At 46.2% G+C, this 15,972-nt stretch carries 15 protein-coding genes and 1 pseudogene; all 16 read left to right on the forward strand.

What is annotated here, in order from left to right:
• A pseudogene (locus E4K67_RS25050) lies at positions 1 to 233 on the forward strand (acetaldehyde dehydrogenase); the annotation flags it as partial.
• A gap of 358 nt (positions 234 to 591) precedes the next feature.
• Entirely contained in the window at positions 592 to 903 is a 312-nt protein-coding gene (locus E4K67_RS25055) for a BMC domain-containing protein (protein WP_135551754.1), read from the forward strand.
• Positions 904 to 1,005: 102 nt separating this feature from the next.
• Entirely contained in the window at positions 1,006 to 2,382 is a 1,377-nt protein-coding gene (gene pduL / locus E4K67_RS25060) for a phosphate propanoyltransferase (protein ID WP_135551756.1), read from the forward strand.
• A gap of 3 nt (positions 2,383 to 2,385) precedes the next feature.
• Complete coding sequence (locus tag E4K67_RS25065; protein WP_135551758.1) at positions 2,386 to 3,189, forward strand: flavoprotein; 804 nt, start codon at positions 2,386 to 2,388, stop codon at positions 3,187 to 3,189.
• Entirely contained in the window at positions 3,186 to 3,479 is a 294-nt protein-coding gene (locus tag E4K67_RS25070; RefSeq protein WP_135551760.1) for a EutN/CcmL family microcompartment protein, read from the forward strand. The genes E4K67_RS25065 and E4K67_RS25070 overlap by 4 nt, the downstream gene beginning before the upstream one ends.
• A gap of 17 nt (positions 3,480 to 3,496) precedes the next feature.
• The gene (locus tag E4K67_RS25075) at positions 3,497 to 4,870 is read left to right on the forward strand and encodes a 4Fe-4S dicluster domain-containing protein (protein ID WP_135551762.1); all 1,374 of its coding nucleotides are present in this window, start codon (positions 3,497 to 3,499) and stop codon (positions 4,868 to 4,870) included.
• Entirely contained in the window at positions 4,867 to 5,415 is a 549-nt protein-coding gene (locus E4K67_RS25080) for a BMC domain-containing protein (RefSeq protein ID WP_135551764.1), read from the forward strand. The genes E4K67_RS25075 and E4K67_RS25080 overlap by 4 nt, the downstream gene beginning before the upstream one ends.
• Positions 5,416 to 5,661: 246 nt before the next feature.
• Positions 5,662 to 6,324 carry a cupin domain-containing protein gene (locus tag E4K67_RS25085; protein WP_135551766.1) on the forward strand — a complete coding sequence of 221 codons (663 nt, stop codon included), beginning with the start codon at positions 5,662 to 5,664 and terminating at the stop codon, positions 6,322 to 6,324.
• A gap of 31 nt (positions 6,325 to 6,355) precedes the next feature.
• Positions 6,356 to 7,720 (forward strand): ethanolamine ammonia-lyase subunit EutB, encoded by a 1,365-nt coding sequence (locus E4K67_RS25090; RefSeq protein WP_135551768.1) that lies wholly within the window; start codon positions 6,356 to 6,358, stop codon positions 7,718 to 7,720.
• A gap of 15 nt (positions 7,721 to 7,735) precedes the next feature.
• Positions 7,736 to 8,644 carry an ethanolamine ammonia-lyase subunit EutC gene (eutC, locus tag E4K67_RS25095; protein WP_199242646.1) on the forward strand — a complete coding sequence of 303 codons (909 nt, stop codon included), beginning with the start codon at positions 7,736 to 7,738 and terminating at the stop codon, positions 8,642 to 8,644.
• Positions 8,645 to 8,654: 10 nt separating this feature from the next.
• Positions 8,655 to 10,112, forward strand: a complete 1,458-nt coding sequence (locus E4K67_RS25100; RefSeq protein WP_135551770.1) for an ethanolamine ammonia-lyase reactivating factor EutA — start codon at positions 8,655 to 8,657, stop codon at positions 10,110 to 10,112.
• Between the two features lie 112 nt (positions 10,113 to 10,224).
• Positions 10,225 to 11,499: a PocR ligand-binding domain-containing protein gene (locus E4K67_RS25105; protein WP_135551772.1), complete on the forward strand. Its 1,275-nt coding sequence runs from the start codon at positions 10,225 to 10,227 to the stop codon at positions 11,497 to 11,499.
• 13 nt (positions 11,500 to 11,512) lie between these two features.
• On the forward strand, positions 11,513 to 12,166 hold the full coding sequence (locus tag E4K67_RS25110; RefSeq protein ID WP_135551774.1) for a corrinoid protein: 654 nt from the start codon (positions 11,513 to 11,515) through the stop codon (positions 12,164 to 12,166).
• 267 nt (positions 12,167 to 12,433) lie between these two features.
• The gene (locus E4K67_RS25115) at positions 12,434 to 13,636 is read left to right on the forward strand and encodes a phosphotransferase (RefSeq protein ID WP_135551776.1); all 1,203 of its coding nucleotides are present in this window, start codon (positions 12,434 to 12,436) and stop codon (positions 13,634 to 13,636) included.
• A 93-nt stretch (positions 13,637 to 13,729) separates the two neighbouring features.
• Complete coding sequence (locus E4K67_RS25120; RefSeq protein WP_135551778.1) at positions 13,730 to 15,172, forward strand: trimethylamine methyltransferase family protein; 1,443 nt, start codon at positions 13,730 to 13,732, stop codon at positions 15,170 to 15,172.
• 54 nt (positions 15,173 to 15,226) lie between these two features.
• Entirely contained in the window at positions 15,227 to 15,853 is a 627-nt protein-coding gene (locus tag E4K67_RS25125) for a corrinoid protein (protein WP_135551780.1), read from the forward strand.
• Positions 15,854 to 15,972 lie beyond the last annotated feature (119 nt).

The raw sequence follows: 15,972 nt of genomic DNA on the forward strand, positions 1-15,972 counted from the left end.
CCTTAGGGTGTGGAACCTGGGCAGGCTCGAGTGTCTCCGAAAACGTCACCCCCCTGCACTTGATCAACATCAAACGAGTGGCCTGGCATCTAGGAATCCCGGAGCGTAAACCCGTGGAACCGATGACTATGGGAACGGACGAAAGGGTTCAGAGCCAAAACCAACCAGTCGATACCCAGTTGGTCCAAGAGATCGTCAAGCAAGTCATGCAGCACCTCAACAAAATGAGTTAAATGAGTTAAATGAGTTAAATGAGTTAAATGAGTTAAATGAGTTAAATGAGTTAAAGGGACGGTCCTTTTACCACACCCTTCAAACCTTATAAGAAATGACTCAAAGCTAAGGGCGATTTGTTTGAATTCAAGGATCAAGTTCAAGCATAAAATACAAGCTTAAAATAGCAATCCACAATCCACGAACTACGAACTACGAACTACGAACTACGAACTACGAACTACGAACTACGAACTACGAACTACGAACTACGAACTACGAACTACGAACTACGAACTACGAACTACGAACTACGAACTACGAACTACGAACTACGAACTACGGACTACGGACAACGAAAAGAGGAGGGAACAAGTCATGGCACAAGATCGATCAGTAATAGCACTCGGAATGATAGAAACCAAAGGACTAATCCCGGCGATCGAAGCAGCGGATCAAATGTTAAAAGCGGCCAATGTAACGCTTTGCGGAAAAGAGCATGTCTCAGGAGGACTCGTCTCAGTGATGGTACGAGGGGATGTCGGGGCAGTGAAAGCCGCCGTAGACGCAGGAGCAGCAGCAGCCCAGCGAGTGGGCGAGTTACTCAGTGTACACGTAATACCACGCCCCCATCAGGACGTCGAGTATATTTTGCCAAGCGGCGATAATAAAAGCTACGGCGATAAATAAGCAAACTTAGATAGTCGATAGTTGATGTTCGGTGTCAGAAGACCCAAAGAAATCCTCTGACCGCTGGCATCTGATCTCCGACTTCTGTAATGGGGTGAAGACTTGATCGTCACAGAGTATGAATTGCGAGCCAATTGGCATAAAACGAAGGAAAAAGTGATCGTATTACCCCCGGGAAGTGTGATCACCCCTTCTGCTAGAGACTTTATACGGTCTAAGGGAATCGATGTACAAATTGAAGGAAACGGGATTTTAGACATTAATAAAACCACGTTTTCCAATGCCCAGCAAACGGTCACAAGGCACAAACCGTTCGAAGAAAAACTGAACCCCGCTCGAGGAAGTCAAACTCCTTCAGGGGTAAAACCCGAACACATGACCCATCTGCATCAAGGAGCCTTAGTCACTAAAACCCACCCCGTGATTGCTTACCGAGGCCAACTGGACCTGTTTCAGTGTGAACTGGTGGAGGCTCAAGTGTCCTTTGCGCAAGCCGGCGAAGAAGGCTTAATTCTAAACTTAGAAGAGATAGCAGCCTTCGCCAGAGCGCTGATGGTCAATGAAGTGAAAGAGACCCCCTTTCACTGGAAAACCCTGATAGGACTAAGCCCAGAGGAACTGAGGGAACGATCGCATCATCCCCAAAAATACTTTGGAGTAGACCATACGCCTTTGAGTTATACCCATGGCTTAGTGGTTGCCAAACTGCAACATCTGAGAGCAAAGTCCCGTGAAGTCGAACTCTATGCCAACCGAGCGTTCACCAACGAGTCGGGAGAATGCCTCCGGACGGACTTGATCCAGGCCTTAAACCGATTATCCAGCGCGTTCTATATCCTGGCCTGTGAAGTACGGGGTCGGAAGCTCGAGGAGAAGACAGAGAAGGCGGAAAAACACGAACAACCAGAGAAACGAATACCCATAGGGGTGTCGAACCGGCATATCCATCTCTCGAAAGACGACTTAGAGGCTTTGTTCGGGGAGAACTATGGGTTGAACCTGCAAAAGGAACTCTCCCAACCCGGACAGTTCGCAGCCAAAGAAACGGTGACCTTGGTAGGCCCGAAAGGAAGAATAGAAAAGGTACGGATCTTGGGTCCGGTGCGAAAAAATACCCAAGCGGAAATCAGCGCAACGGATTGTTACAAGCTGGGGATCAAACCTGTCATCCGGGATTCAGGACAACATGAGGGAACGCCCGGCCTACAACTAGTCGGCCCGCAGGGGCAGGTGGAGTTGGAATCCGGCGTGATGGTAGCCAGTCGGCATATCCACCTAAACCTCGAGCAAGCTGCGGAGTGGTCCTTGAACGATGGAGACCGAGTACGCGTCCAAATCCAAAGCAAACGCCCGATGATCTTTGAAGATGTGTTGATCCGAGTCAATGAAGATTACCAGAAGGAGATGCACCTGGATTTGGATGAAGCCAACGCGGCCCTCATCGACGGACAAACCCAAGGCGTGCTCATGGAGGTATGAAGCGTGAATGAAGAGCTGATCAACCAACTGGTGAAACGCATCCTCTCTGAGCCTGCGTTTCAAGCGCTTCTGCACGGAAGCCATGAAGGAAGCAGCGCAGGGTTCAAAGCGAAGCCAGACGGGATAGTCTTACTAAACTACGTTCCGGAGTTTGAACGAGTAATAACCGCTCTAAAGCATAGCTCTGGAGCAGAGTATAGGTTAAGCATCTTACCAAGCGACCAAGCGTTTGTGGCTAAACCGGAGTTACCAGAGGGTATGAGTTGGATAACGCCCCAAGAGGCGTTAGAAAAGACAACTTGGCAAAAAATTATCCTACCGGCCTGTTCCCTGAATACCCTAGCGAAAGCCGCCTTAGGGATACGAGATAATCCGATTAGTGAGCTGATTGGGCGAGGAATAACGCAAGGCATCCCTATCTGGTTAGGGACAGAGTATCTCGGATTGAACGCTCAAACTCCGAAAGCCTACCGTGCCCTCTATGAAGGGTATCTCCAAACGGTCCAAACCTATGGAGTCCAGGTGAGTGCTCGCCTAGGAGAAGAGTGTATATTAGTTACGAAAACGAGTCAATCGCCCCGAACTAGCCTTTATGAGCTGCAAGCTCCCTCCAATGAACAAACGGCCCCGATTCGAGAAGAGATCCGCTTCGCTAAGAAGTTCTTAGGGGACAAAGAAGTCTATGGGATTCCAGAAGGATCCCTTGTCCGATTGAAACAAGGGACGGTCATCTCCCCGCTAGCCCGAGACACCATGAAGAGTCGCCGAATCGAATTAAGGCAGGAGAAGGAGGAAGGAAGCGTATGATTTTAGCCCGCGTCATCGGCAATGTATGGTCGACACGAAAAGAAGAATCGCTACGTGGACTAAAGTTTTTAGTCGTCCAACCGGTCACCCTCTCCTATAGGGAAGATGGTTCAGCGAAGCTCACGGAATTTGGGAATTCACTGATTGCAGCGGATCAAATCGGAGCAGGAGAAGACGAAATCGTGATGATCGCCAGCGGATCGTCGGCCCGCCAAGGACTGGCCAACCATAACATCCCCATCGATGCCACCATTGTGGGCATCATCGATAAAGAAACCTTTGAAGCGTAAGCTAAAGTGGGTGAAAAATGAACGATCAACCAGTCAATACGAAGACGAAGACGAAGACCAATACGAATGCGAATATCAGTACTAAAGTGCGGGAAGCAGGCGTCGTCGGAGCAGGTGGCGCAGGATTTCCAACCCATGTCAAGCTGGCGGCGCAAGCCGAGATCGTGATCGTCAACGGAGCAGAATGCGAGCCGTTACTGAAAACGGACCAACAACTGGCGGCCCTCTATCCAGAACAACTGGTCAAAGGCTTAAGCCTGGCGATGGAAGCAACGGGTGCCCAACAAGGGATTATCGCCTTGAAGACCAAGTATAAAGAAGCCATCGCGGCCTTAGAACCCTACTTAAGCGAGCACCAGCAAATCTCGATTATGCCCGACATTTATCCGGCTGGAGACGAAGTCATCACCATCTGGTTAACGACGGGACGACGCGTACCACCCGGAGGAATCCCCCTCAATATCGGGGTGGTCGTCAATAACGTGCAAACCCTGATCAATGTAGCCAGAGCCGTTGACGGAGAACCGGTCACCACACGAACCCTGACGGTCACAGGGGCCGTTAAGAATCCCATCACAGTCACTGTGCCGATCGGAACTTCCCTGCGGGAAGTCCTAGACCTTGCTGGTGGAGGACGTTCAGAAAACCTAGTGTATATCAATGGAGGTCCGATGATGGGGAGCGTGATCACGGATCTAAGCGATCCCGTAACCAAAACCACAGGTGGGCTGATTGCCCTACCCAAGGAGCACCTGCTGATCGAGAGAAAAGGTAAAACCTTAGAAACTATTTTAAGGATCGCAAAAACCGTGTGTGAACAGTGTTGCTTCTGCACCGAACTCTGTCCCCGACACATGATCGGCCACGAATTATCCCCGCACCTCCTCATCCGGGCAGTGAACTATAAAAACCTGGGCAAACCCTCGATGCTGACCAGTGCCTTGACCTGTTCAGAGTGTGGCGTGTGTGAAGCCTATGCCTGTCCGGTGGGAATATCTCCGCTCCGGGTGAACCAAGCCTTAAAGGCAGAGCTGCGAGCCAAGGGACTAAAATACCAAGGAGACCTCGGTAACGTTGACCCGATGGCCAAACAGCGCTTAATCCCGACATCCCGCTTAATGGATCGTCTAAACATACGCTCGCTGTACAGCGAAGCCCCCTTATCCCTCGAGCGCTATGAGCCAGAGGAGGTCAACCTAAGGCTTCAACAGCATATTGGGGCACCCGCCATGACGATCGTCAAAGTGGGAGACGTCGTGAGTCTTGGCCAAGTCGTGGGAGAAATACCCGAGGGCTCCTTAGGCGCACGGGTCCATGCCAGTCTTTCGGGAATTGTGACCCAGGTCACCGCTCAAACGATAACGATACGGAAAGGGGGGGGTGCAACGTGATCCACGCAATAGGACTCGTCGAATTTACAAGCATAGCCCAAGGCATCGAATGCGCCGACATCATGGCTAAAGCAGCAGACGTGAACATCTTAGTGGCGAAAACCACGTGCCCTGGCAAATACATCGTTTTAGTGAGTGGAGAAGTGTCATCAATCCAGCAATCGGTGAGCGCGGGAATAGAACTAGGCGCTGAGACCGTCGTGGATTCGTTTGTCATCCCCAATGTGCACCCCTCCATCTTACCAGCCATCAGTGGCGTGAGTACGCTCAAGGAAATAAAAGCCCTAGGGATTATAGAGACGTACAGTGTTGCCTCCTTAATCGAGGCAGCAGATGCAGCCGTCAAAGCGGGCGACGTGGAACCGTTGCTCCTTCATCTTGCCTTTGGGATCGGTGGGAAAAGTTACACAATTCTCACAGGGGAAGTCGCTTCGGTGAAAGCAGCCGTCGAAGAAGGAAGTGCTTTGGCCAGCGAGAAGGGCTTACTGATTAAACAAGTCGTCATTCCACGTCCAGCGAAACAACTTATCGAGAGTTTGCTATAGCTAAGCACGAGGTCCGGTACATGATCCTCAAAGTAAGAAGTAAGAAGTAAGAAGTAAGAAGTAAGAAGTAAGAAGTAAGAAGTAAGAAGTAAGAAGTAAGAAGTAAGAAGTAAGAAGTAAGAAGTAAGAAGTAAGAAGTAAGAGGGCAGTGTTGAGCTTATGATCTCTGGGTACTGACTTCTGCCTACGAATATCGAGACAGATATCGAACCACGAATATCGAATAACGAATAAGGAGGTGTATCTATGGGACGTTTTATTTCAGCGGCTGTCTTGCGTGAAATGGCCAAACTGGATAAGGATATTGTTTTAGAAGAAGATAGTGTACTAACCCCCTCAGCCAAAGATTTAGCCAAAGAGTTAGGGATAACGATTACCAAAGGACGACAAGAAATCGTCGGACAGAGTGTTAGTGGTCAATTGGCAGGGCAACCAGTAAATCCTCAAAACGAACGACAAGTAACCTCAGGGGCGATAGGCGCAGACACCCAAAACGCAGACCTCAAAAAAAACGTGCAAAAGATTTTGAGTGAAGTCCTAAAACCGGCCTGTGAGAACCCCAAAGCGACGCATGTGGTGGGCAAAAATGTGGTGATCCAGCCCTTTGCAGAAGCTCCTCTAGGGCAAAAGGTTGGACTGGTCGATGTGATTGATGCACGAGTTGGAAACATGGCCTCGGGCTTTATGACGTTTGACCATTCCAGATTACCCTGGTTTCTAAACTATGATGAAGTGGATTACATCATAGAGGGCGATTTTGTTCTAGAAGTCGAGGATAAAGTGTTCCGAGCTGTAGCGGGAGATGTGGTCTATATCCCGAAGGGAAGCCAAGTAGTCTTTTCTTCTCCAACCTTTTGCAAGGTGTTTTATGCAACCTATCCTGCCAACTGGGCAGATTTTTGCGAATAAAAAACAATAAGTCGGATAGGGAGAATGTGCAATGATTTTAAAAGCGAAGGTCTATAGCAAAGTTTTTGCATTCAAAGACCTCAAAGAAGTAATGTCCAAGGCCAATGAAGAAAAATCTGGTGATGAATTGGTTGGAATAGCTGCGACATCTGCTTCTGAGCGAGTTGCAGCGAAGTTGGTCTTAAGTAATCTAACCCTTGAAGATATTTATAATAACCCAGTGATTCCTTATGAAGAGGACGAAGTCACACGGGCCATCTATGACGGTCTTAATTTAAGAATCTACCACGAGATCAAAAGCTGGACAGTCGGTTATCTACGCGAGTATATTTTGGAGCACAAGACGACAGGCGATGCCTTGGCCCATATCAGTCGAGGACTTACCAGCGAGATGATTGCAGCGGTAGCTAAGTTAATGTCTACCATGGATCTCGTTTATGGGTCCAAAAAAATGCGCATTCAATCGCACTGCAATACCACACTTGGAGTGCCTGGAACCTTGGCTTTTCGTTGCCAACCGAATCACCCTACAGACAGTGTGGAAGGGATGCTGGCTGCCCTTAAAGAGGGATTGTCTTATGGCTCTGGAGATGCCGTGATCGGGATTAATCCAGTGGAAGACAATGTGGAGACAGTCACCCGCCTCCTGGAAACCGTCAAAAATTTCATGATGAAATGGGAAATCCCAACCCAAAACTGTGTCTTGGCCCACGTGACCACCCAAATGAAAGCGATTGAAAAGGGTGCTCCAGTAGACCTGGTTTTTCAAAGTATTGCTGGAACACAAAAAGCCAACGATGCCTTTGGTGTCAATAAAGCTATTCTGGATGAAGCGTTTGCTTTGGTACAGCGAAAAGGAACGGCAACGGGACCCAATCTTATGTACTTTGAAACTGGCCAAGGGTCTGAAGTTTCTCTAGACGCCCACCTCGGGGTGGATATGATGACCTTAGAAGCGAGAACTTACGGGTATGCTCGCAATTATCGCCCCTTTATGACCAATAACGTCTCAGGGTTTATCGGACCGGAGACTATCTATTCTGGTCGAGAAGTACTCAGGGCAGACCTAGAAGATTTGTTCATGGGCAAGTTGCATGGACTGCCGATGGGAATTGCACCCTGCTATACGAACCATATGAAAGCAGACCAAAATGATCAAGAAATGGGAACCCTTCTTTGCGCAATGGCCGGATCGAACTTCTTTATGGGAGTAGCCGGAGGGGACGATGTTATGCTAAGCTATCAAGATACTAGTTTTCATGATGATGCCAGCACCCGGGAAATTTTAGGTCTTCGTCCACTTCCTGAGTTTGAGAAGTGGTTGGAGAAAATGGGTATTCTGGAAAATGGCTTGTTAACAGAGCGAGCTGGAGACCCATCCATTTTTGATAAATAAGGGAGGCGAATCAATGTGGCAGTTGCTAATAACGAATTAGAGAAAGTTATCATTCAAAGTGTCTTGGAGGAATTAGCCAAGAAGGGGATGCTTTCAGCTAAAGCCAAAGATCATGTGATGTCAGCAGCGATAATGGATAAGCCTTTGACTACCGATAATTCCTCGGAGGAGATGGTTACATTTCCCTCTCTCAATGAAATGCAGATTTCGAATCCATTCAACGCAGATGCAGTTAAGGCCATGAAAAAGTCAACTCCAGCTAGAATCGGGATTGGAAGAGCGGGAGCGCGCCCTAAAACGATGTCCTGGTTAAGGTTTTTGGCCGATCATGCGGTGGCTCAGGATGCAGTGTTTCTGGATGTCTCGGACGAATTCTTGAAACAAAATAATCTAATGTCCGTTCAAAGCGCAGTCGCTAATAAAGATGAGTTCCTTACTCGTCCAGATTTAGGACGCCGTTTATCAGTAGAAGCGGTTAAAACTGTCTCTGAAAAGTGTGAGAAAAATGTCCAAGTTCAGATCCTGATCGTCGATGGATTGAGTTCAAGTGCCATTGAGGCTAATATCCCAGACCTATTGCCCGCGCTGATGCAAGGTCTAAAATCATCAGGAATTAAAGTAGGTGCACCCTTTTTCGTGAAATACGGACGGGTATGGGTCCAGGATCACGTTGCGGCTTTGGTCAATTCTGATGTGATTGTTTCCCTGATTGGAGAGCGACCAGGCTTAGGGACAGCAGAAAGCCTTAGTGCCTATATAATCTATCGACCAGATGCGTCAACAGTGGAAGCGGACCGAACGGTTATCTCCAATATTCACAAAGGTGGAATTCCGCCCGTAGAGGCAGGGGCGCACCTCGCAGATGTTGTCAAACAGATCCTGGCTGCTAAGGCCAGTGGCGTTAAGTTTAACCAGCAAAAATAGGGGTGATAAAATGCCCGAAGTGAATACTCAATCAATCACGAGTGTGGGCATAGATATTGGAACCACAACCACCCAACTAGTGATTAGCCGCCTGACTATTGAAAACACAGCTTCAGGGACGTTTGTTCCCCGTGTGGAAATCACTGATAAAGAAGTGATTCATCGCAGTAAGATATATTTCACTCCACTTTTGGACCGCGATCTGATTAATGCAGTCGCGGTCTCCAAGATCGTAGAAACAGAATATTTGGCTGCAGGATTGACACCTGAAAAGATTGACACAGGAGCAGTCATAATCACTGGGGAAACTGCCAAGAAAGAGAATGCCAAAGCGATTATCGATGCTTTGGCCGGATACGCCGGGGATTTCGTGGTTGCCACTGCTGGCGCCAATTTAGAGGGGATTTATGCCGGCAAAGGCTCAGGGGCAGCGGTGTTCTCTGCCCAGAGACATCAAGTAGTTGTCAATATCGACGTAGGTGGCGGAACGTCTAACTATGCCATGTTTCATGAGGGAAAAGCAGTTGAGACAACGTGTCTGAATGTCGGAGGACACCTTATAGAGTTTGAACCGCAGGGAGACAGAATTACATATATCTCAGAACCCGCTAAAATTGCGCTTCTTTCTTCTGGGCAAAGGCTTCAGGTTGGAGAAAGGGTCACTCTTCCCCAACTGCGTCCAGTCGTTAAGGTGATGGCAGCGTGTATCGTGGAGGTCCTTAAAACGACCATGCTTTCAGATTTAACCAGAGAACTTCTTATGACGCCCTCCTTGCGCTTAGAACATTCAATTCGAAAGGTTATGATTTCTGGTGGGGTGGCAGACTATGTATATGCTCAAGTGGGACCCGTCACGATGTCTGAAGTGACTGCTTTTGGGGATTTTGGACCTTTGCTGGGGTGGGAACTCAAAGTTTGCCTAGAAAACGGTGGGTTTGTTCTGGAAAAACCACAAGAAACAGTTCGGGCAACTGTCATTGGGACTGGGACTCAGTCGGTGAATTTAAGTGGAAGCACCATTCATCTGCAAGAAAAGACATTGCCCTTGCGTAATGTGATGGTCATCTCTCCATTCTTGTCGACAATTCCAGATTCGGCGCAAGGAATTGCTGAGGAAATAAAGCAAGAAATGCTGCGACTTCAAGTCAAGCAATCTGAGGGATCTGTGGCATTGGCTATAAAAGGACCTCGAACGATGTCCTTTGCTAACATCAATAGATTAGCTCAAGGGGTACTGCTGGGAATGCAAGAGTACCTTGCCCAAAAAAATCCACTTATTATCGTTATAGAAGCAGACTGTGGAAAAGTTTTGGGACAATGTATCAACGCTAATGCCAATCGACCTCTCGAGATGGTATGTATTGACCAACTTGAGGTGGAGGATTGTGACTATATTGATATTGGCAAGCCTCTCATGGCTGGAAGGGTTGTACCTGTAGTTTTGAAGACTTTGGTATTTAATCGCTGATCGAAGGGTGAGTTATTGAATCAAGAGGATATTCCCCTCTCATGCCGAATATTAAGATAATGATTGATTTTGTCGTCATTAGGCTAGGATAGCGTACGGAAGGGTGAGTTCGATGCGCAAAACATTAGATTCGAACCTTCTAGATCCCAAGTACCTTGAAGAAAGCTTGGGTAGTTTTCACAATGCCACGGGGTTGCACATCGAAGCCATTAACAAGGACGGGGTTACCTTTTCAGTTCCAGGGAATTTCGAACGCAGCGAATTTTGCCGCTATATTCGCTGTCAATCTGAAGGAGAAAAGAAATGTCAGGATTCCTATAAACGCGCAAGTTTTGAGGCTGCCAAATGGGAGGAGCCTTACTTCTTTCGCTGTCATGCCGGCTTGGTTATCTGGGCTGTCCCAATCATGATACAAGGTATTTCTTTGGGAAGTATTATCTGTGGCCAAGTTTTAATGTGGGAACCAGACCATTTCTTCTTTCAGGAACTAGAGAAGCTCAACGTTGGAGTTGATGACATCGAAAAATTAAAGCTCAAAGCACGCATGCTGGAGGTCATTTCTCCCGCGCGGTCTCAAGCAGCAGCCGATATGCTCTTCGTCGTTGTGAACCATATTATAAAACGGAATATTAATAGCTTAGATGAAATTGATGCAACGAGGGTACAGCAACAGGCGATCCGACAGGAAATTGAGGAAAGAAAGCGGAATCATTTACCCGATCTCAGTGATTATGATACTTATCTGAAGAAAGAACGCAAATTCTTGCGCTATATTCGATTAGGGGACAGAACCAGGGCTAACCAAACTCTACAGAGTTTATTAACGGATCTCTATACTAAAACCGTGGGAGACTTAGAGACTGTAAAAGTCCGCATTCTGGAGTTGGCTACCTTAACTTCGAGGGCGGCCGTAGAAGGCGGTGCCAATGCGGAGCGAATTATGATGTTACTGAAGGAATTTAACAAGGAAATTGAAGGCATAGAGCGCGTCGAAAAGTTTTTTTATCAGATACAACGTATTGTGGAAACCTTCTTGGAAGGAATCTTTACTTTAGCAAATAAAAAACACCTTGCAATTGTTAAACAGGCTCGTGATTTTATAATGGAGAATTATGCAAAGCCACTGAGCGTTACGAACGTAGCGCAACATCTATTTATCAGTCCTTCACACCTCTCGCGGCTGTTCCGAGAAGAGCTGGACTGCACAATTAATGATTATTTAACGAGGGTAAGGGTGGAGCAAGCGGTAGAAATCATGAAGAAGCCTGAATTTAGTGTGGCCCAAGTGTCTAAAGCTGTGGGCTTTCAAAATCAAAGTTACTTTGCAAAGGTGTTTCGTAAATATATCGGAGTTACACCCCTTATCTATAAAAATAGCTTGTATTAGAGGGTGATTGTGAATGGTTTTTCAAGACATTATAAAATCGATTGCCGCAGGGGACGCAGAACAAAGCTTGGCCTTAACCAAACGGGCTTTAGCACAAGGATTCTCAGCAGAGTCTGTTCTGGAAAAAGGATTAATTGCCGGAATGGATCGAGTGGCTGAGAAATTTCGGAATCAAAGGGTGATGGTTCCAGAGGTGCTTATGGCATCTCGGGCCATGCATGCGGGCTTAAGCCTTGTGGAGCCATGTTTGAAGGGTGCAGAGAGGAAGACCGCAGGTAAAATTGTTATGGGAACGGTAGCTGGGGATCTCCATGATATCGGATTATGCCTGGTGAAGATGATGGTCATGACCGCTGGGGCACAAATTATTAATTTAGGAGTGGACGTAACTCCCAAAAAGTTCGCCAGTGTAGTGCGTAAAGAAAAGCCGCATATTCTCATGATGTCCGCCTTGCTCACAACAACCATGACAGTTATGAAAGAAGTCATTGATGAATTAGAGTTTTTGGAGATTCGCAAAAACCTGATAGTGATCGTGGGTGGAGCACCAGTAGACTCTGGTTTTGCCAAGAAAATTGGAGCGGATTATTATTTCGAAGATGCCTTTGAAGTGCGCACCTTTATCGAAGAAAATTTATCCAAGATGGTCACCAAAAAAAGTCGGTAAAACCGACTTTTTTTTGCATTATAACTTTATATAACTTCTAGTGGGTGCAATTTGTGTCAATAAATCGGAATATTCATTTGATTGTAATGCGTCAAAACGAGCAGGATTGTGCTAACCTGAAGAGCTCTCGCAAATGTTATGATGGTCTTGTGCTAAATAATCCCTTCATTTGGAAGTATGACATGAAGCGTGGTTGGGATTGAGCTAGTGGTAATGGTAGACCTTAGGTAGAACAGGTTCCAATAAGTGGAAACGAGGAGGATAACTATGAACACCAGTAAAATGAGGCACCTCGAAGAACAAAATGTCAATCATACGTTCGATTTGTTTGCCCATAGCATAGAGCTTAAAAAAATTGCTGCAAATATCTTTGAATCAATGGAAACAGCCTTGATTCGGAATCAAGTAGTTGATGCGCTACGGAGTTATGATCTTGGAGCAGTTACCGAAGTTTACGAAATTTTTGGTGGCTATGTCAATCGAAGTTTCGGGATAATTACGGAAAAAGATGGAGCGCATCATGAGTATTTTGTTCGTAAGTACAAATATGGAATAGCAGAGACTGAAATCTTGTTAGAGCACACCATGATTGATTACTCAATTGCCCATGGCCTAGATATTGCCGCAGGACTGATTCGTACTACAGATGGAAACACCTTTGTCAAAAAGATTGAAGGGGGTGATAGCAAACCTACGGATATTTATTTTGCTGTTTATCAATTTTTACAAGGAGAAGATTTATACACTTGGGACACCCCAAATTTAAACGATGCAGAATATGCAAGCGCAGCAGAAGTTATGGCCACGTTTCATAATGCAGCGAAAGATTTCGATCCACAAGGTCTAGAACGGGTAGAACCCAAGATGATGGAATTGCTCCCAACTCTGCCAGAGAAATACAAGGCTTTAGCCAAAACGGATGTCGATACGAGGTTTCATAAATATTTTAGAAGTAAGCTTGATTCAATCTTAGAGGTGATTGAGTGTACTCTAATTCCTGACGAAATACTGGAAAAGATGCCGTATACACCCTGTCACAATGACTTTCATGCGGGCAACTTGAAATATGTGAATAACAAGATTGTTGGAATTTTCGATTTTGACTGGTCCAAGATTGATCATCGACTTGTCGACGTTTCATTGGCTCTGGCCTACTTATGTTGCTCGTGGCAAGATGAATTGGATGGAGTGTTACTTCTCGATAAATGTGCCATCTTTCTTAAATCATACCAGCGTAAATTAGTAGAACTGGGAGGTCTCGAGCCTCTCAACGCAGTGGAACTTGAGTATTTACCGATGATGATTGCTGCAGCCAATATCTATTTGATCAACTGGGATGTTATAGCCTATTATGATGGGAAAAATTTGAACGAGTATGAGTACATTGCGTATTTACAGCATAATGTTCGTTTGATGAATTGGATTGAAAACCATAAGGCAGAGATTGCAGACTTAGCGAAGTCTTTGTAATGGTTAGTGACTCAGGGGTACCACTCCCAATTCTAGAAGTGGGAGTCTCACGATAGATCAGAAATAGTCAGCTAATGGAGAGGGGATTGTATAGTGGAATTCACCAAATTATTTAGTCAGTCCGAAGTAGAGCGCGTTCACGAAGCATCACTGGAAATTCTCGAAAATGTAGGTATGCTAGTTCGTAATGAAAAAGCACTGGCGATTTTTGCGAAAAATGGTTGCCAAGTCGACATGGAGACAATGATGGTTAAGTTTCCTAGAGAAGTTGTTGAGAAGGCTAGAGAAAGCTTTGTTCCAACCTATACTTTTACTGCCCAAGATCCAAAATTCGATGTAACGATGCCTGGAGACCGTCCGATTGTCGTAACAGGAAGTTCCGCACCCAATATTATCGATCCCAAAACAGGCGAGGAACGCCGGGCAACCTCCAGTGACATTGCCAATATCGCCTATTTGATTAATGAATTACCAGGCTTTGATGTATTTTCAATTTCTACGTTGGCGGATGATGCTCCAGAAGGTCAATTCAGCATGTCTCGTTTTTACCCTGCTCTGAAAAACTGCAAAAAACCTGTTCGTAGTAACACCCCGAATATGGACGACCTTAAAACGGTCTTGGAGTTAGGTGCCTTAATCGCTGGAAGTGAAGAAGCCTACCGCAAACGTCCATTTATCAATCACCATTATTGTCCAGTAGTTTCCCCTCTGACCTTTGATGTGGAGTCAACTGAGGCGGTGATCTATCTCACTGAGCAAGGCTTGCCGGTTTATGGAACTATTGTTCCGAACGCTGGTATGACCTCACCGCTCACCTTGATGGGGACATTGACGCTGGGTAATGCAGAATTCTTGGGGCTGTCGACGTTAATTCAAATGATTCGTCCGGGTGCTCCGATGATCTATGCAGTATTATCCACCGTCGCTGATATGAGGACTGGAGCATATGCCCCAGGCGCTATAGAAACGGGGATGATGCAAATGGCTCATACCGAGATGGCAAGATTCTACAATGTACCTTCTGGCGGGTATATTGGCTTAACCAATGCCCATTCAAACGATGCTCAATCGGGCTATGAGACCGGAATGAACACGACGGGCGCCTTGCTTGCTGGGGCAGATCTGTTTAACATGGGTGGGCTTTTAGGTAGTCTAATGGCTTTTGACTTTGGTAAAGCCGTTATCGATAACGAAATCGCTTTAATGCTCAAACGGATGAAAAAAGGGTATGATTACAGCGAAGAAAACCTGTGCTTAGATCTGATTGCCAAGATCGGACCTGGAGGTAGTTACATGGACACAGACCTGACGATGAAAAATATGCGCTCCATTGCTGTACTCCCGAAAATTGCCACAAGGGAAATGCGTCGACGTTGGGAAGATCAAGGAAGACCTGATGCTCATACTCGCGCTATGAATGAAGCTAACAGAATACTGAGTAAGCCAAACAAGTCACGCTTCACGGAAGAGTTAGATACCAAAGTGCGTGGACATTTCCCCGGGCTGGTTGCTGGGGATGTGACTTGGGGTCTATAAACCTAGCATCTTAAGGGTTTGAATATTTACATGGATTTGAGAGGATGAGGAATAATGAGCGTACAAGATATATATGATGCAGTGGTAGAATTTGATATTGATAAAGTTGTTGCTCTTGTCAAAGAAGAGGTTGAGAGTGGAACGAATGTATCCGTTATATTATCAGACGGTTTAATTGGTGCTATGGATGAGGTCGGCCAACGATATACCGAAGGAGAATTTTTTGTTCCAGAAATGCTTATGGCTGCAAAAGCGATGAAAGCCGGACTTGAAGTCTTAAAGCCTTTATTATCCCAAGGAGAAAACGAGAAAAAAGGTACGATCATTATTGGAACCGTTAAAGGCGACTTGCACGACATTGGTAAGAACTTGGTCTCCATGATGATGGAAGGGGCTGGGTTTGAGGTTATTGACCTCGGAGTGGACGTGGACACTGAAAAGTTCTTGGCTACTGCCAAAGAAAAAAATGCTGACATCATTTGCATGTCCGCTCTGCTAACTACAACAATGCCTTTTATGGAAGTCACTGTCAAAGCTATACGTGAACAAGGGTTAAGCTTAAAGACTATGGTTGGAGGGGCTCCTGTTTCAGAGGACTTTGCAACTAAAATTGGGGCAGACGGATGGAGTCCAGATGCTCCAGGCGCAGTAGAGACCGCTCGTCGGCTTACAGCGAAATAATAGTATACAGAGAGATGCCAACTTATGTGATTTGACTTAAGTCAACCAAGACTTATTGAATCACAGTTTTGTCCAATACTAACATTTGGAAGCGTTCGTGTGTCTAAGGCTATAAAGGT

The sequence above is a fragment of the Desulfosporosinus fructosivorans genome, from assembly GCF_004766045.1.
GTDB lineage: Bacteria > Bacillota > Desulfitobacteriia > Desulfitobacteriales > Desulfitobacteriaceae > Desulfosporosinus > Desulfosporosinus fructosivorans.

What these genes read in the sequence shown, in the direction of transcription:
- E4K67_RS25055 (WP_135551754.1), top strand. Translation starts at nt 592, where the DNA reads ATGGCACAAGATCGATCAGTAATAGCACTCGGAATGATAGAAACCAAA.
- E4K67_RS25070 (WP_135551760.1), top strand. Translation starts at nt 3,186, where the DNA reads ATGATTTTAGCCCGCGTCATCGGCAATGTATGGTCGACACGAAAAGAA.
- E4K67_RS25075 (WP_135551762.1), top strand. Translation starts at nt 3,497, where the DNA reads ATGAACGATCAACCAGTCAATACGAAGACGAAGACGAAGACCAATACG.
- E4K67_RS25085 (WP_135551766.1), top strand. Translation starts at nt 5,662, where the DNA reads ATGGGACGTTTTATTTCAGCGGCTGTCTTGCGTGAAATGGCCAAACTG.
- E4K67_RS25090 (WP_135551768.1), top strand. Translation starts at nt 6,356, where the DNA reads ATGATTTTAAAAGCGAAGGTCTATAGCAAAGTTTTTGCATTCAAAGAC.
- E4K67_RS25100 (WP_135551770.1), top strand. Translation starts at nt 8,655, where the DNA reads ATGCCCGAAGTGAATACTCAATCAATCACGAGTGTGGGCATAGATATT.
- E4K67_RS25105 (WP_135551772.1), top strand. Translation starts at nt 10,225, where the DNA reads ATGCGCAAAACATTAGATTCGAACCTTCTAGATCCCAAGTACCTTGAA.
- E4K67_RS25110 (WP_135551774.1), top strand. Translation starts at nt 11,513, where the DNA reads ATGGTTTTTCAAGACATTATAAAATCGATTGCCGCAGGGGACGCAGAA.
- E4K67_RS25115 (WP_135551776.1), top strand. Translation starts at nt 12,434, where the DNA reads ATGAACACCAGTAAAATGAGGCACCTCGAAGAACAAAATGTCAATCAT.
- E4K67_RS25125 (WP_135551780.1), top strand. Translation starts at nt 15,227, where the DNA reads ATGAGCGTACAAGATATATATGATGCAGTGGTAGAATTTGATATTGAT.